The organism is Pseudoalteromonas sp. S3178 (genome assembly GCF_005886985.1).
Taxonomy (GTDB): Bacteria; Pseudomonadota; Gammaproteobacteria; order Enterobacterales; family Alteromonadaceae; genus Pseudoalteromonas; species Pseudoalteromonas carrageenovora.
In genome coordinates this window covers 1-18,902 of record NZ_PNCW01000053.1, presented here as the reverse complement: position 1 = coordinate 18,902, position 18,902 = coordinate 1, and the positions used below count along the sequence as shown (strand labels likewise).

Annotated in this window: 13 protein-coding genes; 7 read left to right on the top strand and 6 right to left on the bottom strand. The window is 39.0% G+C overall.

All coding sequences use genetic code 11. The features are described from left to right. Nucleotides 1-8: 8 nt before the first annotated feature. Both CWC11_RS14755 and CWC11_RS14750 read left to right on the top strand, forming a co-directional pair. The gene (locus CWC11_RS14755; protein WP_138683316.1) at nucleotides 9-1,256 is read left to right on the top strand and encodes a DEAD/DEAH box helicase; all 1,248 of its coding nucleotides are present in this window, start codon (nucleotides 9-11) and stop codon (nucleotides 1,254-1,256) included. Nucleotides 1,257-1,314: 58 nt separating this feature from the next. Continuing rightward, nucleotides 1,315-2,301 carry a sensor domain-containing diguanylate cyclase gene (locus tag CWC11_RS14750; RefSeq protein WP_138683315.1) on the top strand — a complete coding sequence of 329 codons (987 nt, stop codon included), beginning with the start codon at nucleotides 1,315-1,317 and terminating at the stop codon, nucleotides 2,299-2,301. Between the two features lie 111 nt (nucleotides 2,302-2,412). On the opposite strand, the gene CWC11_RS14745 is transcribed toward CWC11_RS14750, so the two are convergent. Together CWC11_RS14745 and CWC11_RS14740 are read right to left on the bottom strand one after the other, a co-directional pair. Continuing rightward, nucleotides 2,413-4,692, bottom strand: a complete 2,280-nt coding sequence (locus tag CWC11_RS14745) for a hypothetical protein (RefSeq protein WP_138683314.1) — start codon at nucleotides 4,690-4,692, stop codon at nucleotides 2,413-2,415. A 224-nt stretch (nucleotides 4,693-4,916) separates the two neighbouring features. Then, nucleotides 4,917-5,873 (bottom strand): methylenetetrahydrofolate reductase, encoded by a 957-nt coding sequence (locus CWC11_RS14740; protein ID WP_138683313.1) that lies wholly within the window; start codon nucleotides 5,871-5,873, stop codon nucleotides 4,917-4,919. A gap of 523 nt (nucleotides 5,874-6,396) precedes the next feature. Between CWC11_RS14740 and CWC11_RS14735 the strand changes: the two genes are divergently transcribed. Beyond that, a complete protein-coding gene (locus tag CWC11_RS14735) occupies nucleotides 6,397-9,276 on the top strand; it encodes a M16 family metallopeptidase (protein WP_138683312.1) in 2,880 nt (959 codons plus the stop codon). Between the two features lie 86 nt (nucleotides 9,277-9,362). Here CWC11_RS14735 and CWC11_RS14730 read toward each other — a convergent pair whose 3' ends face one another. Both CWC11_RS14730 and CWC11_RS14725 read right to left on the bottom strand, forming a co-directional pair. Then, nucleotides 9,363-9,677 carry a helix-turn-helix transcriptional regulator gene (locus tag CWC11_RS14730; protein ID WP_138683311.1) on the bottom strand — a complete coding sequence of 105 codons (315 nt, stop codon included), beginning with the start codon at nucleotides 9,675-9,677 and terminating at the stop codon, nucleotides 9,363-9,365. 1 nt (nucleotide 9,678) lies between these two features. Next, the gene (locus CWC11_RS14725) at nucleotides 9,679-10,086 is read right to left on the bottom strand and encodes a hypothetical protein (protein WP_138683310.1); all 408 of its coding nucleotides are present in this window, start codon (nucleotides 10,084-10,086) and stop codon (nucleotides 9,679-9,681) included. A gap of 342 nt (nucleotides 10,087-10,428) precedes the next feature. Between CWC11_RS14725 and cysE the strand changes: the two genes are divergently transcribed. After that, nucleotides 10,429-11,247 (top strand): serine O-acetyltransferase, encoded by an 819-nt coding sequence (gene cysE / locus CWC11_RS14720; RefSeq protein WP_138683309.1) that lies wholly within the window; start codon nucleotides 10,429-10,431, stop codon nucleotides 11,245-11,247. A 36-nt stretch (nucleotides 11,248-11,283) separates the two neighbouring features. Then, complete coding sequence (locus tag CWC11_RS14715; RefSeq protein WP_138683308.1) at nucleotides 11,284-11,970, top strand: hypothetical protein; 687 nt, start codon at nucleotides 11,284-11,286, stop codon at nucleotides 11,968-11,970. 12 nt (nucleotides 11,971-11,982) lie between these two features. On the opposite strand, the gene xseA is transcribed toward CWC11_RS14715, so the two are convergent. Then, complete coding sequence (gene xseA, locus CWC11_RS14710) at nucleotides 11,983-13,323, bottom strand: exodeoxyribonuclease VII large subunit (protein WP_138683307.1); 1,341 nt, start codon at nucleotides 13,321-13,323, stop codon at nucleotides 11,983-11,985. A gap of 135 nt (nucleotides 13,324-13,458) precedes the next feature. Between xseA and guaB the strand changes: the two genes are divergently transcribed. Continuing rightward, nucleotides 13,459-14,928 (top strand): IMP dehydrogenase, encoded by a 1,470-nt coding sequence (guaB, locus tag CWC11_RS14705; protein WP_058547183.1) that lies wholly within the window; start codon nucleotides 13,459-13,461, stop codon nucleotides 14,926-14,928. A 259-nt stretch (nucleotides 14,929-15,187) separates the two neighbouring features. After that, on the top strand, nucleotides 15,188-16,765 hold the full coding sequence (gene guaA, locus CWC11_RS14700; RefSeq protein WP_104642133.1) for a glutamine-hydrolyzing GMP synthase: 1,578 nt from the start codon (nucleotides 15,188-15,190) through the stop codon (nucleotides 16,763-16,765). A gap of 107 nt (nucleotides 16,766-16,872) precedes the next feature. On the opposite strand, the gene CWC11_RS14695 is transcribed toward guaA, so the two are convergent. After that, nucleotides 16,873-18,462: a BCCT family transporter gene (locus CWC11_RS14695; protein ID WP_138683306.1), complete on the bottom strand. Its 1,590-nt coding sequence runs from the start codon at nucleotides 18,460-18,462 to the stop codon at nucleotides 16,873-16,875. Nucleotides 18,463-18,902: the final 440 nt, after the last annotated feature.

Sequence of the window (18,902 nt, the reverse complement as noted above, 5' to 3'; positions counted from 1 at the left end):
CTAAGCCTATGTCTGCTACATCGTTCTCATCTCTTAAACTCGATTCGTTATTATTAACAGCAATTGAGCAAAATAATTACACTACGCCAACCGCAATTCAGGTTAAAACCATTCCGCCTATTTTAGCGGGCAACGATGTAATGGGCAGCGCACAAACAGGCACAGGTAAAACAGCTGCCTTTGTATTACCACTACTACATAAGCTTTTAAATACACCTAAAAAAGATGAGCCAGGCATTGCACGCGTGGTTATCTTAACCCCAACGCGTGAGCTTGCTCAGCAAGTATTTGCAAGTTTTGAAAAATACGCCCAAGGCACTAATATTAATGGTGCTTTAGCGTATGGTGGCGCAAGTATTGGCCCGCAAATTAAAGCACTTAAAACGGCGCAAGTGATAGTGGCAACGCCAGGTCGTTTGCTCGATCATATAGTTAAAGGCAGTGTGGTGCTTTCAAGTGTTGATTCATTAGTATTCGATGAAGCAGACCGCATGCTCGACATGGGCTTTATTGACGAAATAAAACGTATTTTGCGTCACATTCCAGGCGATCGCCAAACCTTATTGTTCTCAGCTACATTTGACGACAGCGTGTTTGAGCTAAGTAAAAAGCTACTTAAAAACCCTGAGCTGATTGAAGTAGATAAACGTAACTCGGCTGCCGTTGAAGTCGAGCAGGTTATTTATTCGGTAGATGAAGAGCGAAAACGCGAGCTAGTATCGCACATGATTGGTATGAAAAACTGGCGCCAAGTACTTATATTTACGCGTACTAAACAAATGGCCGATAAGCTTGCCAAAGAAATGTGTAAAGACGGTTTAAAAACAGAATCCATTCATGGTGATAAATCGCAAGGTGCGCGTGACCGTGCACTACAAAACTTTAAAGAAGGCACTACACGGGTGTTAGTTGCCACTGATGTAGCAGCGCGCGGGCTCGATATTCCTGCACTTAAATATGTAATAAACTTTGAGCTGCCATACATAGCAGAAGACTACGTACACCGTATAGGTCGTACGGGGCGCGCAGGCGAGCAAGGACTTGCAATGTCATTAGTAAGTATTGATGAGCAGTGGCTACTTGAAGAAATTGAAGTACTACTTGATACCCGTTTAGCACCACAATGGTTAGAGGGTTACGAGCCAGATTTAAACAAGCCGCCTAAAGATAACCGCAAAAACACCAACAAAGCGCGTAAAGATCGTGACAAAAAGCGAATTACTGGGCAAAGAGCACCAAGTAGACGCCGCAAATAATAGCTTTTACTTCGGTTTTTTGCCTATACTTAAGGTAATAAATAGCTGAGGTAAAGTTATGTTCGAAACTGATCAGTGGGCGTTTTCTGGTGTCGATGGCCAAATATCATTACATAAATGGCAAAAGACCATTGATCTTATTACGGGGCTGTTTTCGGCTCCGTCTGGTTATATAGTACAGGCAACTAGCAAAGGCTACCGGGTTGTTATTAGAAGTAACGAAGGTGGCTCTAATTTTGAAACCAACTCAATACTACCTCCACAAACCCCTCTTTTTTGTAGATACGTAGCCGAAAACAACAATATTTTATATGTTAACGATGCTTGCAATAACGAGCAATGGAATACTATGCCTGAGGTTATTGAAGATGGCGTTCAATCCTACCTAGGTTTACCCATTCATTGGCCTGAAGGTGATGTATTTGGCACGCTGTGTTTAAAAGACTCAAAAAAAACCAGTTATACCGATGAGTATTTTGAGCTTATAGAGCAGCTTCGGGATTTAATAGAAGACGATTTAGCGCTTATTTATAGTTTTGAGCAAATGCGCGAAATAGCCATGCTAGACCCACTTACAAATATTTATAACCGCCGCGCACTGACCTTGCTAGCTCAGCAAAAACTTAACTTAGCACTGCGTTTAGGCTTTGACGTATGCTGCTTGTTTATAGATATAAACGATTTTAAAAAATTAAACGATTCATACGGTCACGAGGCAGGCGATAAAGCGTTAATTATTTTGGCTAATACCCTAAAAACACATTTAAGAGATGCTGATATAGTAGGGCGTTTAGGTGGCGACGAGTTTATTGCTGTAATGCAGATAAGCGATAAAAGTAAGCTTAGCTATATTATTGATAAAATTACCACTGAGTATTCAAAAGCACTTATAAAAGAAAGTGTCTGCGATTTATCTCTTAGCATTGGTTATAGCTTTACTGAGAACCAAAAACAGCCATTTGATGCATTACTCAATGACGCAGACCAAGCCATGTATAAAAATAAACAAGCGTATAAGTTAACCAAAAAGTTTAATAATAAATAGTGACAAATAGACGCTATTTATTTTCAAAAAAACATCAGCGTTAAAATTAACACTAATGTTTTAATTAGCCTCAATTAAGGTTTATCTATTGAAATTGAAAGGGTAAATATTTCATAAATTGGCTTTAAAGAAAAAATGAATATTGACTTCAATATCCTTCCCCATATCAACTATGTCTAATTTAAATGGATTAGATTCGCCTATTTGGCACTTAAATAAAGTATCTTTATCGTATATACAATAAAAACTATGAATAGCTCTGTTGTTTAAGCTTAAACAGTAAGTTGTACTATTATCGGGCCAAATTATTTCTCTATCTGTGAAACTGAAGCCATTATCAACTAGGTATTGCTGCATTCCCCTTGTAATAACTACAGCTTTAATACCAGAGCTTACGCTAGGAAAGTTCTTAGGCTGCGAGCATCCACGCTTTCGTAGTATTAAATTAAGCTCGTCCATTATATATTTTGTTAAAATAGAGCCTATATTCCAAAAATCTGTGTATGTATTATGGTTTCTTAAAAATGTCGTTCTAGGTAGCTTTACACTAGATGAAGATATGCTTTTATTTACTAATTTTATCTTCTCTAAACCTAATGAGATTATAGGATTATTTTCTATTTCATCTTTAAATACTTTATTGATTTCATTTAAAATATTTGGGTCTAAACTTCCACTTGTTTCTAGTTCTGATTTATATTCGCTCAACTCTTTTATCATTGTTGTTAGAAGGCTGTTTACTGCACTTAAAACTTCATCAACAGTTAAGTAATGACTTAATATGAAATGAGATACTTCGTTGATCAATACAATGTTTTTTACAATAATCTCTAGTCTTTTAGCTGAATATAGCAGAATACTTAAGTCCTGATATTGTAGTAGCCTACAAGAAAATAAAGGTTCATTTTTATTATAAAGGCATTTAATAACCTCGTAGATTAGGAGTACACCTGAAGAATGAATTATGTTTTCTCTTGGTGAATCTTCAAAGTCAAAATAATCTAACTTTTCTGAATTCAACAGGTACAAAAATACTTTATCTATCGAACTCGGTAATAGCTCTGATGTAAGGTTGTTAATGTTTGTTTTTATTGGGTTATTTATATTTCTTACTGTTAGAAGGTGACTCTCGTCATTATAGAAATACAGAAGGAAAGCATATGTTAACTGTTTTGCAGCTTTAATATATTCGTTGTCCCAAATTTCTAGCATAAATTCATCGACTTTTTTGTCATCCTGAACGCCTGCATTTTTTAGGGCTAACGTGATCTGAGACTTAGTGATCTTTGATTCATTATTTTTAAATAATTCTTCTAGTTCTTTGTGTAAGTCAGTTTGGTATAAGTGCTCACCTATTTTGAAGTGAAAGAAAAAGTAAAAATAAGAGCCATTTCTCTCTCTCTGCCATAATGATTGACAAATATTTTTATAAAGCTCTTTTATTATTTGTATATTTTCTTTCTTAGAGTGCCATATCAGAGTTCTCAAATGCTTTATTAAGTCAGGTATGCAAATATTAACTCTGTTTTTAATATGTACGAATTCAATTAAAAACCTACCAGATGTAAGCGGTTTATATGTATCTTCCCTTTTGCTCTCAACCCACACTATAATTTCATTTAATCTACTTAAAGATATATTATGTTTTGAATCACCAAGTAGCTGAAATGTTAGATAAGATAAGAAGTTAGCTGTTTTTGTATATTTTTCCTCGGGCGCTGTATTAGGTAAGCTATATAAAATTTTATGTAGGCTATTAAGATAGGTATTCATACTTTCTATAGACTCAGGCATATCTGAGTTTTTTAATAAATATCCAAGTTTCCTAGCTTGACCACTTAACTCATTAACCTCATGTTTTTTAATTAATCTGATTTTTTCAATATCCATTAAAACTGCGATTTCAGTGACTGTGATTTCATCTAAACTCTCAGTTTTTTCTAATATTTTGTCATATATGTACGTTGAACTGCTTAGGTTTTTAAATACATAAGCGAAATATCTAGAGTACATCACTACAACGTATGCAAAATAGGTAATGATAGTGATAAAGAAGAACGCTTTCAAAGGTATTGGTAAAAGCTCGTGTGCCAAAAAAAAGATTAGAGAAAACAGTAAGTATATAAGTACTCTTGGTACTATTGAATTAGCTTGTATGGGCGCTTTTTCATTTAAGTATTTAACCACGTTTTCAGAGTCATATTTGTCCTCCATCCATTGCAATGACTGTTGTGTTAGCGGAAGCGCTATAGCCGTTAGTGTAACTAATACTGTAGCTATATAAGTTATAATATTAGAAATATTGAAGAGAGCATTGTTCGCTGCAAACTCTAAACAGCTACCTGCGTATAGTTCACCCATAATTTTGAGTGTTATATTAATTGATTCCATTTATTTGACTTCCTTATCCACGGTTATCATTTACAAAAAACTTTAACGCTCTATGGTTCACAATTAAGAGATAGTACTGCCATATGAATTACAAGGTCAATCAGCAAGTTAAGGGAGCTCAGATGATGAGCTTAACTACAAGCTCATAATCGTTTTTAATTTAAGCTCAATTAAAAAAGCAAGCCATTAGGCTTGCAAAGAAGGGGGTGAATTTAGTTTAACTTTTAAGCGATTTGTTTTTCGGCTAGGTTTAATTCCATAATCGCTTTTAATAAACGGTATAGGTTTATTGATGCGTCAATTTCTTCTTTACGGTTTGTTAAGCTTTCAATATTTAAGCCTAGTGGCACATCAAGATGCGCACAGCTTTTAAGTATTAAGTCGAGGTTTTCGCGGCAAATACGTACAGATTCACTTAATGTGTTTTCTGCATCAAGCATGCGCCATTTAGTGGCCTCTGGCACTGAAATACCCAACCATTGCATAAAGTCTAAGGTTTTTTCGCCGCCGCACGGGGTAAACGTTAATATAATACGTTGTGGTGTAATGCCTTGTGCTTTGCAGGTACGCGCGTAACTGGTGATTAAATCAATTGTGGCTTGCCCATCATAAACAGCCTGAGATATAAAAAACTGGCAACCTTGTGCCGTTTTTTCTATTAACCGTTCGTGCTCATTTCGTTTACTTGAATGGCGCTCAGCTATAGTAACGCCACCTAAAAAGAAGTCATCACTTTGCTCAGCCAATGTTTTATAGGCATCGGGTAGGCTTAGTTTTATATCGCCTACTGATGATGGGCTACCCACTAAAACCACATTCTTTAAATCGTAGTCGTTTTTAGTTTCGCTTAGCCAATCTTTAAATTCGCCTACGCCACGTTGCGCCACACTTTTATATGTAATTACATCTTGAGCAGATAAATTACGAAGTAATTGGCTGTATTCACGTGGGTCTACAGTTTGCTTAAACGGAAATGGGCGAGCTTGGTTAGTGCGGCTGCTTTCGTCTTGAATGTCGTAAATTATTACGCCGTCGTATTCAATTTCGTGCAAGCGACCTAATAGCTTTTCTGCAATGGTTTTTAATTGCGCTTTATCGGTGCCAACTTTAGGCGGGGTAGTACCAATGAGATAAACACCTTGTTTGGTGTCTTCTATTTTCTCTTGAAGTGATAAAGCCATAATCCTCATTCCAGCTTAGTCCAATGTATGTAATTTAATATAGCAGCCATTTAGACGTCTAGATAGATTTATTTAATGAAAGTTTTTCAACTTGGTTGAATAATATTCATACTAATAATTTAATAAACCGGCCGATTGACACAGTTGTTTACATAAAAAATGGGCTAAAACTCTTACATTTACTCGCTTTAAGGCATAATCGAATGTGAGTTAGGGTCTGTTGATCTTTGCGGATTAAATTTGTTCAAACTAGGGGCTATTTAATCGCGGCGCGAGATTTGTAACCTAGTGGGCTAAGTCAAAACCGAGCAACAAAGAGTAAATAGCCCCTGGGAAGAACCCTTTGGGAAGCGCCTGTTTGGCATTAATGCTACGTTATCGCCTATTTATGGGGAATAACCACACTGTATAGGCTCTGCCTTGCCTAAATACCAAACAGACTGCTGCAAATTTAACCTTGAAAGATCAACAGGCCCTGGTAATAACCTAACAATAAATTTGCTCAATTTAAAAAGGGACAATAATGAAATTTAAATTATTAGCAACAAGCTTAGCGGTATCACTAGCGCTAACTGGCTGCGTAACACAGCAAAGCGAAAACACCCAAACAGCACAACAACAGCAAACAACAAAAGCTGACGAACGTGTATTTTCGCAAGAGTACTTAATTGAAGAGCTAGATAACGGCTTACGTGTAATGGTAGTTAAAACCGATTACCCAGATGTAGTTTCGCTGCAAATTCCGGTATCGGTTGGCTCGCGCAATGAAGTAAAAGAAGGTAAAACTGGTTTTGCTCACTTTTTTGAGCATATGATGTTCAAAGGTTCTAAAAAATTCCCGCAAGACGAATACACTGCCGTATTTAAAAATGCAGGCGTAGATAACCGTGCTTACACCACTAATGATTACACAAACTACCATTTAAACTTTTCAAAGCAGCATCTTGATAAAGTACTTGAAATTGAAGCCGATATTTTTCAAAACCTTACTTACACCGAAGAGCAATTTAGAACCGAAGCGCTTACGGTTAAAGGTGAGTATTTAAAAAATAACGCCAGTCCTATTCGTAAATTGTTAAGCGCTGTACGTGAAGAAGCTTTTGACAAACATACCTATAAACATACCACTATGGGCTTTTTTGAAGATATAGAAGCCATGCCAGATCAAATGGCGTACGGTAAAGAGTTTTTTGATAAGTTTTACAAGCCTGAATATGTATCGCTAGTAATAGTGGGTGATGTTGACCCTAAAGCCACAATGGCAATGGTTAAAAAGCATTGGGGAGGCTGGAAAAAAGGCGATTACGTTGCCGATATAAAAGCTGAGCCAAAGCAGCAAGCACCTAAATATATACATGAGCAAGACGAAGCATTACCAGGGCATTGGTTACTTGTATCGTACAAAGGTGCGCCATGGGAGCCTGCCAAAAAAGACAGAGCGGCACTTGATTTAATCTCGCAGCTTTATTTTTCAAACAACTCTGACTTATACCAAGAGCTTGTTGTTGATAAACAAATAGCCAGTCAAATGTTTACCTACAATCCAGAGACAAAAGATCCTGGTTTACTGCATGTATTTGTAAAAGTCGAAAACGAAGAAGATTTAGCAAAAGCGCGCGATGCAATTAACCGCACTTACGCTAAAGCACGCACTGAACTTGTTGATGAGCAAAAGTTAAGCGATTTAAAATCTAATCTTAAATACAGCTTTATTAATGGCTTGGATTCATCTCAAGCGATTGCATCAACCCTTGCAAGGTACATGCATTTTGAGCGCGACCCTGAGGTTATTAATCAGCTTTATAAATCGGCCGACAACATCACTGCACAAGATATTAAAGCCGTGGCTAATAAATACTTTGTAGATGACTCACGCACTACCGTGACTATGTCGGCACTTGATAAAGCGCCAGGGTTTGAGCAAGAGGCTAACTTAAGTGCAGCAGTTGCAAAGCTTGAACAAGCGCCAGAGGCACCTGTATTTAAAGTGCTTGATAAAACTAATAGTTCGCCGCTGATTGACGTAAACTTTTTATTTAATACAGGTGCAGCCGCAGACCCTCAAGGTAAAAAAGGTGTTGCTGCGCTCACTGCTGCTATGCTTGCTCAAGGTGGCTCACAAAGTACTAGTTACAAAGAAATTCAAAAAGCGCTTTACCCGCTTGCGGGCAGCTTTGGTTATCAAATAGATAAAGAAATGCTGTCGTTCCAAGGGCGTATTCATAAAGATAACGCTGAAACTTGGTATGCACTTGTAAGTGATCAATTACTTAATCCAGGGTTTAGAGACGATGACTTTAAACGCCTTAAAAAGGAAATGATCGACGGTATTAAGTCGGGCTTAAAAGCCTCTAACGATGAAGAGCTTGGTAAAGAAGTGCTTTACAGTACGCTTTATAAAGGCCACCCATACGAGAGCTACAACTATGGTGATATTTCTGATTTAGAAGCACTAACCCTTGATGATATAAAAGCATTTTACAAAAACGAGCTTACCCAATCTAAACTAACACTTGGTTTAATTGGCGCAGTGCCTAACGCACTTAAAGCAAATATTATGAGCGATTTAGCAACCTTACCTAAAGGTGAGCAAAGCCGTTTAAGTATTCCTGATGCGCCTGTGCTTAAAGGTCATCACGCAAAAATTGTAGAAAAGTCGGCGCAATCTACCGCGGTATCGTTTGGTTTCCCAATTGATACTATTCGCAGTAGCGAAGATTGGACAGCACTTTGGCTTGTGCGCTCGTACTTTGGTGAGCATCGTAGTTCTAACTCATACCTGTATGAGCGAATTCGTCAAACACGTGGTATGAACTACGGTGATTACTCGTACATTGAATACTTCCCGCGTGGCATGTTTCAAACTAAGCCTGATGCAAACTTAGGACGCTCTGAGCAAATATTCCAAATTTGGTTGCGCCCGCTGCGCTCTAATAACGATGCACACTTTGCAACGCGTACTGCATTGTTTGAACTTGATAACCTTATTAAAAATGGCTTAACCGAAAAAGACTTTGAAGCATCACGTAATTTTTTAATTAACTACGTGCCGCAGCTTGTAGCAAGTCAAAACCGTCAGTTAGGGTATGCACTTGATAGCGAATTTTACAACACAGAGTCGTTTGTAAAATACGTGACAAGTAAGCTTGAAAAGCTAACGCTTGCTGATGTTAATCGCGTGATAAAAGATAACCTGCAAACAGAAAACGTGCAGTATGTGTTTATTACCGGTGACGGCGAAGACATGAAAAAACGTTTAGCGTCAGAGCAAACCTCGCCAATGGTTTACAACACAGAAAAACCAGCAGAGCTTGTTGCTGAGGATAAAGTCATTGCCGATTACAAACTAGCCATTCCAGCTAACAACATTGAAGTAATGGCTGTTGATAAAGTATTTCAGTAATTTAAATTCTTTTTCAAACATATAAAAAATGCCCCAGTGCTTATAGCACTGGGGCATTTTTATTTTTGATTATAGCTATTAGGGCATTAGTTAGTGGCTAAAAGCACTGAGCCTGCACCTAGAGCAAAGCTTATTAAAGAGCTAATAATAACTCCCGCTAAAAAGCTTTTAGTTGGCGTACTTTTAACGTCATCATTTATAGACTCATCAAGTTTAATTAGCTCGCCTTGGCGTACTTCAAGTACCGCACAAAGCGCCATCGTGGTTTCTTTAGAAGCGGCGCCTTCTTTTTCTACCCGTTGAATGGTCCGTAAGCTTACATCGCAGGCATCTGCGAGCTGTTGCTGTGTCCAATCTAACTTATTTCTAAGTGATTTAACTGTTGTAGGATTTAATTGCACGTTAAAGCTTCCCTACAAATAGTTCAACGATAGTTGCCGTTGCATAGCCAAACACCGCCCCACCTAATGTACAGCCAGCAATAAAAAATGCTGCCTTTTTAGGATCGTTCGGGAGGCTACTCTGAACTTGTTTGTCTATCACGTTACCGTTTTTATAAAGAGTGCACTCCATGCGGCCTGTAAGTATATTAAGCATGTCATATTTTACTTGATAATGAGAGCTCTCAAAATCAAAAGAATGAGTGCTTGCACAGTTGATATTTCGTTTTTTACTGAATAGGTCATCGTTTACAAATACTTCTTCTTTACCAGTAAAGTAGCTTCCAAAACAGGCTATTTGATTGTCGCCATCTTGAAAGTAAAATTTATAACCAAGTTTTTTTGTATTTAATATATCGTTTTTCATCATCGTTATCCTTGTTGAGTTGATGATGCTAATTTAGCGTTTGTTTTTATTTTTTACGCCGTCAGTAGTATGTCAGTGGGCATTTTGGCATATGACAGGTATGCTGTCATGTATTGTTAGTTTATGATTTTAAATAACTTATTTTATTTTTATAATGTATTGGTAATTTTAACTACTGTCGTATAAATTAATTTAAAAACTAGATAAGTACATTTAATTGTATTTCTGATTGTTAGTTATACCTAATAACCAGAACAAATAACTAAGGCGTTAACACCTTAGGCTGTAAATCCGTTAAACTTAGGAAAAGGCTCTTTTTATATCAATTTAAGGCAGTGTAGTATTATGCGTCATGAAATTTGGCAACAGCTTCGTAGCGAAGCAAATGAAGTAGTAACTCGCGAACCACTTTTAGCAAGTCATGTATATTCATGCATTTTGAATCATGAGTGCTTAGGTTCGGCGCTAAGCTTTATTGTTGCTAATAAATTGGCTGATGCTGTGGTCTCTGCATTTACTATTCGTGAGCTGTTTGACCAAGCGTTTGTAAAGTGCGACCGTATGCTTACCTATGTGGCCGAAGATATTAAAGCGGTAAAAGACAGAGACCCTGCAGCCGAAACTTACCTTACTGTTATTTTAAACTTAAAAGGTTTTCATGCTATTCAGGCGCACCGTTTAGCTAACTGCTTGTGGCAACAAAACCGTAAAGAACTGGCGCGTTTTATTCAAAGTCGTACTTCTGAAGTGTTTGGTGTAGATATTCACCCAGCATGCCAGGTTGGCAAAGGGATAATGTTCGACCATGCAACGGGGATTGTTATTGGTGAAACGGCGGTAATTGAAGATAACGTATCAATACTGCAATCGGTAACGCTTGGTGGTACAGGTAATGAGCAAGGCGATCGTCATCCTAAAATTAGAGCGGGTGTGCTAATTGGCGCAGGTGCTAAAGTGCTTGGTAATATTGAAGTGGGTGAGGGCGCACGTATTGGCGCAGGCTCAGTGGTACTAACAGCAGTGCCGCCACATACCACAGCTGTTGGCGTACCTGCTAAAATTATAGGTAAACCGGATTGTCCCTGTCCCGCGCAAAGTATGAACCAAAACTTTTTAGCGACACCCGAGCCTGAAAACGAATCACATACCAGTGCTATGCTGTGACATGTAAGTAAAAAATAAAACTTAAAAGGAATTAAGATGAACAAGAATAGTTTGTTAACTCTAGGTATTGGGTTTATTGCTGGTGTAGGTTTAACTTGGGGGTATTTTAATTTTACCCCAAATAATTTAGAGCCAGTTAAGTTACAGCAAAGTAATGCTCTTTTGCAAAAAACTCATGCTCAGCAGCCAAAAAGCAGTAAAGTAGCAGCAAATAAAGTTATACCAGCTGTCACTGAACAAGCAGTTAGTTTAGAGCAAAATAAAAATATTACTTCCACCGCTTTCGAACCTCAAGAAATTGATGAGTTACCTCTAGAAGAACAAGTTGTGCAACTTAAGCAACAACTTGCCGAGCAAAAGTCGACACTTAAAAGTGTTTTAAAGCAAATGAGAGGTCCTTCAGACTTTGAGCAAGTCTTACGTGATAAATTTGACGAGCAAGTACGTGACGAAGAATGGGCTTATCGTACTGAAATGGCATTACAAGATTTTTTATTAACCGCAGATTTGGCAATTATTCCTGATGTTGTTAGCGCTAAATGTAAAACGACGGTATGTGAATTTGAACTTGCCGCACCCGCTGATAACGATGCATTTGGGAGTGCTCAATGGCGTGAGCTAAACGACAAGTTGATGAAACAAGAGTTTTGGAAACAATTTGTAAGTTCTACATCTACATCAAGTGATACCAAGCTTAGCTTGTTACTAAGCACAGAGCTTTAAACTGCATCAGTTTTAAGTAATAGGTATGATCTGCGATTCTACAGAGCCGTCGCCAAGCTCTGTAATTAACACATCGCCTGCTTTAATTTGTCCCACCGATTTAACCACTTTTCCTTGTTGTGTTTTAGTGATGCTATAGCCGCGCGCTAAAACATTGAGAGGGCTTACCGAGTCCAGCTTACTTGCTTGTAATGCTAGGCTATTATTGGCTTGCTGTAATTGTTGTTGTATAGCTTGGTTTAACCTTGCTTGTAACTGCGACAGTTGATGAGAGGCCTGCGCTAGCTTTTTATCGGGTGATTGACGCATTAAACGCGGCGTTAAATTATTAAGTGTGCGCTCTTGCTGATATAAACGGTTTCGCATAGCTTGGTGCAGCGCAATGCTCAGCTCATCTAATCGCTGCGCCTTTTGATTTAGCTGATTGCGTGGATGGCACAAGTTAAGACGGTGCTGAAGTTGCGTAGCAAGCGCGCGCTTATCTGCAATATCGTGTTTAAATGCATTGTTTAAACGGTTAATGAGTTGCGTTACTTTGTTGTGTAGCTCTTGCGTGTTAGGGCTTACAAGCTCAGCAGCCGCTGATGGAGTAGCTGCACGAACATCGGCAACATAATCGCTAATGGTTGTGTCTATCTCGTGGCCTACCGCACTTACTATGGGTAATTCACTTTGATAAATAGCACGCGCAAGTTGCTCGTGGTTAAAACACCATAAATCTTCTAGTGAACCGCCGCCGCGCCCTAAAATAAGCACGTCTACTTCATTACGTGCATTTGCCAGCTCTATTTGATTAATTAAATGTATGTGGGCTTCTTTACCTTGCACCATGGCTGGATAAATTATGACTTCTAATTGCGGCGCACGGCGTTTAAGTACAGTTAAAATATCTTTTATTGCAGCGCCGGTAGCAGAGGTAACCACACCGATACGGTTTATATTTTGTGGCAGAGGTTTTTTGTAGGCAGAGCTAAATAACCCCTCGGCGGCTAAACGCATTTTCAATGCATCAAACTCTTGCTTAAGCTGACCTTCTCCAGCAGGCTCCATATGTTCAACAATAAGTTGGTAATCACCTCTAGGTTCATAAAGTGATACTCGTGCTTTTACGGTGACTTGTGCGCCATTGGCTGGGCGGTAGCTTTGGTTGCGATTATTCCCTCGCCACATAGCAGCCTTAATTTGCGCTTTATCGTCTTTTAACGAAAAATACCAATGCCCAGACGCAGGGGTAATAAAGTTAGAAATTTCACCCGTGAGCACTAAAGATGCAAAGCCTTGCTCAAGCACTGTACGAATTTCTCTGTTAAGGCGTGAAACGGTGTAAACCGTCTGCGAAGGCTTTGAAAACATAAAAAACAACCTAAAACTATTTATGAGACAAGTTTATCATAAATATTTGCGAAATATTATTTACGAATGCCAACAACGCTGTTAAAATTTGGCCGCAATTCCTTATCTTAGATCCACATGTGAGAAGTTGCCAAAATGCTTAGAATTGCTAAAGAAGCTCTTACCTTTGATGACGTACTTTTAGTACCTGGTCATTCTACTGTTTTGCCACACACGGCAAATATTTCAACTCGCTTAACGCGTGGTATCAAACTTAACTTGCCGCTTATTTCAGCATCTATGGATACTGTTACAGAAGCACGTTTAGCTATTGCCCTTGCGCAGGAAGGCGGTCTTGGTTTTATCCACAAAAACATGACCATCGCAGAACAAGCGAAAAATGTTCGTAAAGTTAAAACCTACGAAGCGGGTATTGTATCTTACCCTGTAACAGTAACTGCAGATTTAACTATTGCAGACGCTGTTGAGCTTTCTCAGGAAAAGGGTTTTTCAGGCTTTCCTGTTACCGATAGCAACAATGTACTTGTTGGTATTGTAACAAGCCGTGACATGCGTTTTGAAACTAAGCTAGAGCAGCCAGTTTCTACTGTTATGACTAAAAAAGAAAAGCTTGTAACTGTTAAAGAGGGTGCCTCTCGCGAAGAGATTTTAGGTTTAATGCATGAACACCGCATTGAAAAAATCTTAGTCGTAGACGATGCGTTTAAACTTAAAGGCATGATCACCGTTAAAGATTACCAAAAAGCACAAGATAAACCAGATGCATGTAAAGATGACCAAGGTCGTTTACGTGTAGGTGCTGCGGTTGGCGTTGGCGCTGGCACTGATGAGCGTATTGCTGCATTAGTAGAAGCAGGTGTTGATGTTTTACTTATCGATACTTCACATGGCCACTCTCAAGGTGTTATTGACCGTGTATCGCAAACTCGTCAAGCATACCCAGATTTACAAATTATTGCGGGTAACGTAGCGACAGCAGAAGGTGCTATTGCCCTTGCAGATGCAGGCGTTGATGCAGTAAAAGTAGGTATCGGCCCTGGTTCAATTTGTACTACACGTATTGTAACGGGTTGTGGCGTTCCACAAATTACTGCTATTTCTGATGCGGTTGAAGGCCTAAAAGGCCGTGACATACCTGTAATTGCTGATGGCGGTATTCGTTTTTCTGGCGATATAGTTAAAGCCCTTGTTGCTGGTGCATCGTGTGTGATGGTGGGCTCAATGCTTGCTGGTACTGAAGAGGCGCCTGGCGAAGTTGAGTTATATCAAGGCCGTTACTACAAATCATACCGTGGTATGGGTAGTTTAGGTGCGATGGATCAAAAAGAAGGTTCATCAGATCGTTACTTCCAAAAATCAAACCAAGCTGACAAGTTAGTACCAGAAGGTATTGAAGGTCGCGTAGCTTACAAAGGTCCAATTGCAACGATTATTCATCAGCAAGTAGGCGGTCTTCGTAGTGCAATGGGCTTAACCGGTTGTGCAACTATTGAAGAGCTTAATACAAAACCTCAGTTTGTACGTGTTACATCTGCAGGTATGGGTGAGTCGCACGTACATGATGTGCAAATTACCAAAGAAGCACCAAATTACCGCTTAGGTTAAGCGCGTAATTAATAATTTATTGGGCTTGCTTTGCAAGCCCTCTTTTAGTCGTTTATATAAATACCAATTGCATTAATAAAGTGGTCAATTATTGCGACAGATAAATGGCTCAATAACGAGGCAAAAATTTCGATTTTTAGTTCTTCTAAATAAGAAATTTTTAACGTGGTTAGTGAGTTATTTAGCCTGCAAGAATTAGTAATGTTTAATAAAATTGGTATTCAAAGCGGCATTTAGCATCTACTTTACGAGATACTCCATGAGCAAAGATATTCACGATTCACGAATTCTCATTTTAGACTTTGGTTCACAATACACTCAGCTAATTGCGCGTCGTATACGCGAAATTGGTGTTTATTGTGAGCTGTGGGCATGGGATGTGACTGAAGAGCAAATCCGCGAGTTTAACCCACAAGGTATCATTCTTTCTGGTGGCCCAGAATCAACAACACTTGAAAACAGCCCGCGCGCTCCTGAGTATGTGTTTAATGCAGGCGTTCCTGTATTAGGCATTTGTTACGGCATGCAAACAATGGCCGCTCAACTTGGCGGTAGCGTTCACAGCTCTGATAAAAAAGAGTTTGGTTACGCGCAAGTTGAAAAGGTAGGCAATTGTGCATTGTTTGATGCAATTGAAGATCATATTACCGATGGCGGCAACGGCGTTTTAGACGTATGGATGAGCCACGGCGATAAAGTTATGGAAGTACCAGCAAGCTTTAGCACAACAGCTAAAACACCAACGTGTCCGCATGCTGCTATGTCTAACGAAGAAAAACGTTTTTACGGCGTACAGTTTCACCCAGAAGTAACGCACACTCATCAAGGGCAACGTTTATTAGAACGTTTTGCAATTGATATTTGTGGTTGTGAAAAGCTGTGGACTCCTGCAAAAATTATTGATGATGCCATTGAGCGTATTAAAGACACAGTTGGCGATGATGAAGTTATTTTAGGCCTATCAGGTGGTGTTGATTCATCGGTTGTGGCTATGCTTATTCACCGCGCAATTGGCGATAGATTAACATGTGTATTTGTTGATAACGGTTTACTTCGTTTAAACGAAGGTCAGCAAGTAATGGACATGTTTGGTAATAAGTTTGGACTAAACATTGTAAAAGTTGATGCTGAGGATCAGTTTTTAAATGACTTAGCAGGAAAATCAGACCCAGAAGATAAACGTAAAGCTATTGGCCACACGTTTATTAATGTATTTGATGAGCAATCTAAAAAGCTTAAAAACGCTAAATGGTTAGGCCAAGGTACTATTTACCCAGACGTTATTGAGTCAGCAGCATCTGCTACAGGTAAAGCACACGTTATCAAATCTCACCACAATGTAGGCGGATTACCAGATGACATGAAAATGGGTCTAGTTGAGCCACTTCGTGAGTTATTTAAAGATGAAGTACGTAAAATTGGTTTAGAGCTAGGTTTACCGTACGACATGCTTTACCGCCACCCATTCCCTGGTCCTGGTTTAGGTGTACGTGTACTTGGTGAAATTAAAAAAGAGTACTGTGATTTACTTCGCCGTGCTGATGCTATTTTCATTGAAGAACTACACAAAGCTGATCTTTACCATAAAGTAAGCCAAGCGTTTACTGTGTTCTTACCTGTTAAATCGGTAGGGGTTATGGGTGATGCACGTAAATACGATTGGGTTGTTTCACTTCGTTGTGTTGAAACTATCGACTTTATGACTGCGCGTTGGTCACATTTACCTTATGAGTTTTTAGGTGTGGTTTCTAACCGTATCATTAACGAAATTGATGGTATTTCACGTGTAGTTTACGATATTTCTGGTAAGCCACCTGCAACTATTGAGTGGGAATAATACCAAATAAGTAAGTTTACTTTGCTGAGCTTATAATTGCACATTAAAAAGCCCGTTTATTAAACGGGCTTTTTTACGCGCTAATTTTAGTTCTTAGCTTTTAACTTTTAACGCTTAGTTTTTGGCTCTAATTCAGTAAGCAGGCCTTTTACAAGGCTTACGCTGCCAAGCAGTAAAATAAACGTAAAAGGGAGCGCGGCAATAATAGTTATATACTGCAGTGCCTGAATAGACTCAGTACCCCCAATCCACAGCATTAGCATTGCAATAATACCGGCAATGTTAGCCCATACTAGCTTTTGCTTTATTGGTACTTCAAGCTTCCCGCCTGATGTAAGGCTGTCAATTACTATAGAGCCAGAATCAAGTGTGGTTACAAAGAATATAATTATTAATGCCACAGCTAAAAGTGAAAGCGCGGTACCAAAAGAGTACGCATCAAGCATATAAAATAAGCTAAGTGACACATCGGTAATCCCTTTATCGGCGCCCAGTACGCCAATTTCATTTATAACCTGATCTATAGCTACACCACCAAACACCGACATCCACGCAGTGGTAACTAAAGTGGGAATAAGAAGTACATATACTAAAAATTCGCGTATGGTGCGCCCTTTAGAAATGCGCGCTACAAACATACCAAAACATGGTGCATAAGCCACCCACCAAGCCCAATAGAACACAGTCCAACCGTGAAGCCACTGCGTATCTTCTCGACCGGTGCTAGAACTCAGCGGAATAATATTTTTCACATAACCTATTACTGCTGTGTAGGCTGAATCAAGTACAGTGGTAAAGTTTAAAATAAATACAAGCGCCAAAAACACAATAGCAATGCCCATATTTATATTACTGAGCAATTTAACGCCGCCATCCATGCCACGCACAATAGATAAAATAGCTAGGCCCATTATTAGTAAAATAATACCTTGTTGTAATAGCAATGAATTTTCGAACCCTAACACATGGCTTATGCCACTAGCAGCTTGCGAGCCTCCTAGGCCTAGCGATGTAGCAAGACCAAAAAGAGTTACCAATACGGCCATTACATCTATAACATCACCGAGCTTGCCCCATACTCTATCGCCAAAAAGAGGGTAAAACACTGAGCGCATAGAAAGCGGTAAACCTTTGTTATAAACAAAGTACGCTAGGCATAATGCGGTCATGCCATAAATAGCCCATGCATGCAGACCCCAGTGAAATACCGTTGCTCCTAAGGCCATTTCTCGCCCTTGTTCAGTAAAAGGCTCTGCGTTAAGCGGTGTACCAAACCAGTTAGTATAAAATGCGGTAGGTTCGGCCACGCCCCAAAAAATAAGCCCAATACCCATACCTGCCGCAAACAACATCGATATCCAAGAAAGGGTAGAGTAATCCGTTGTTGCTTTATCGCCACCTAATCTAATTTTACCAAGCGGTGAAGCTGCTATACCTATTGCAAATAGTAAAAGTATGTTTGCGCCCCACATAAATACGTAGTCAAAGTTTGTTAGAGCTGCATTTTTTATGGTGTTAATAGCGTCTTTAGCTTCGCTAGGTGAGAGGGCAAGTAGAGTAATAATAAATAGTAAAGATAATCCAACAGAAACGGAAAACACATTACTATGTATATCCATGCCCCATTTACTAACGTTATCTTGGCCTACTTGGTAATCGGTTGAGTCGATACTGTATTTTTTTGATTTAAACTTCATATAAGATGGCGTGACTACAGGCAAAAGCCAATAGTAAAGCTCCTCCATATTTGCATTGTGTATGATCCACGTAAATAAGATACATGATGAAATATGTAATTAGGTGATAAGGCGCGGATCCTCTAGGACAAAAAGTGTATCATAATTGATGCCAATGTTATTGATTTGTTTATATGTTTAGCTCTGGCGCATTCTATGACTTGCAAAAATAAAAATGTGGTTGTTTTATGTTCTGTTTTTATTTTTATATTAGGGCGTGTTGATCTTTGCGGATTGAAATTTGTTCAATCTAGGGGCGATTAAATCGCGGCGCGAGCTTTGTAACCTAGTGGGCTAAGTAAAAACCGAGTAACAAAGAGTTTATCGCCCCTAGGCAGAACCCGAAGGGCAGCGCATGTTTGGCATTTATGCTGCGTTATCGCCTATTTATGGGGAGTACC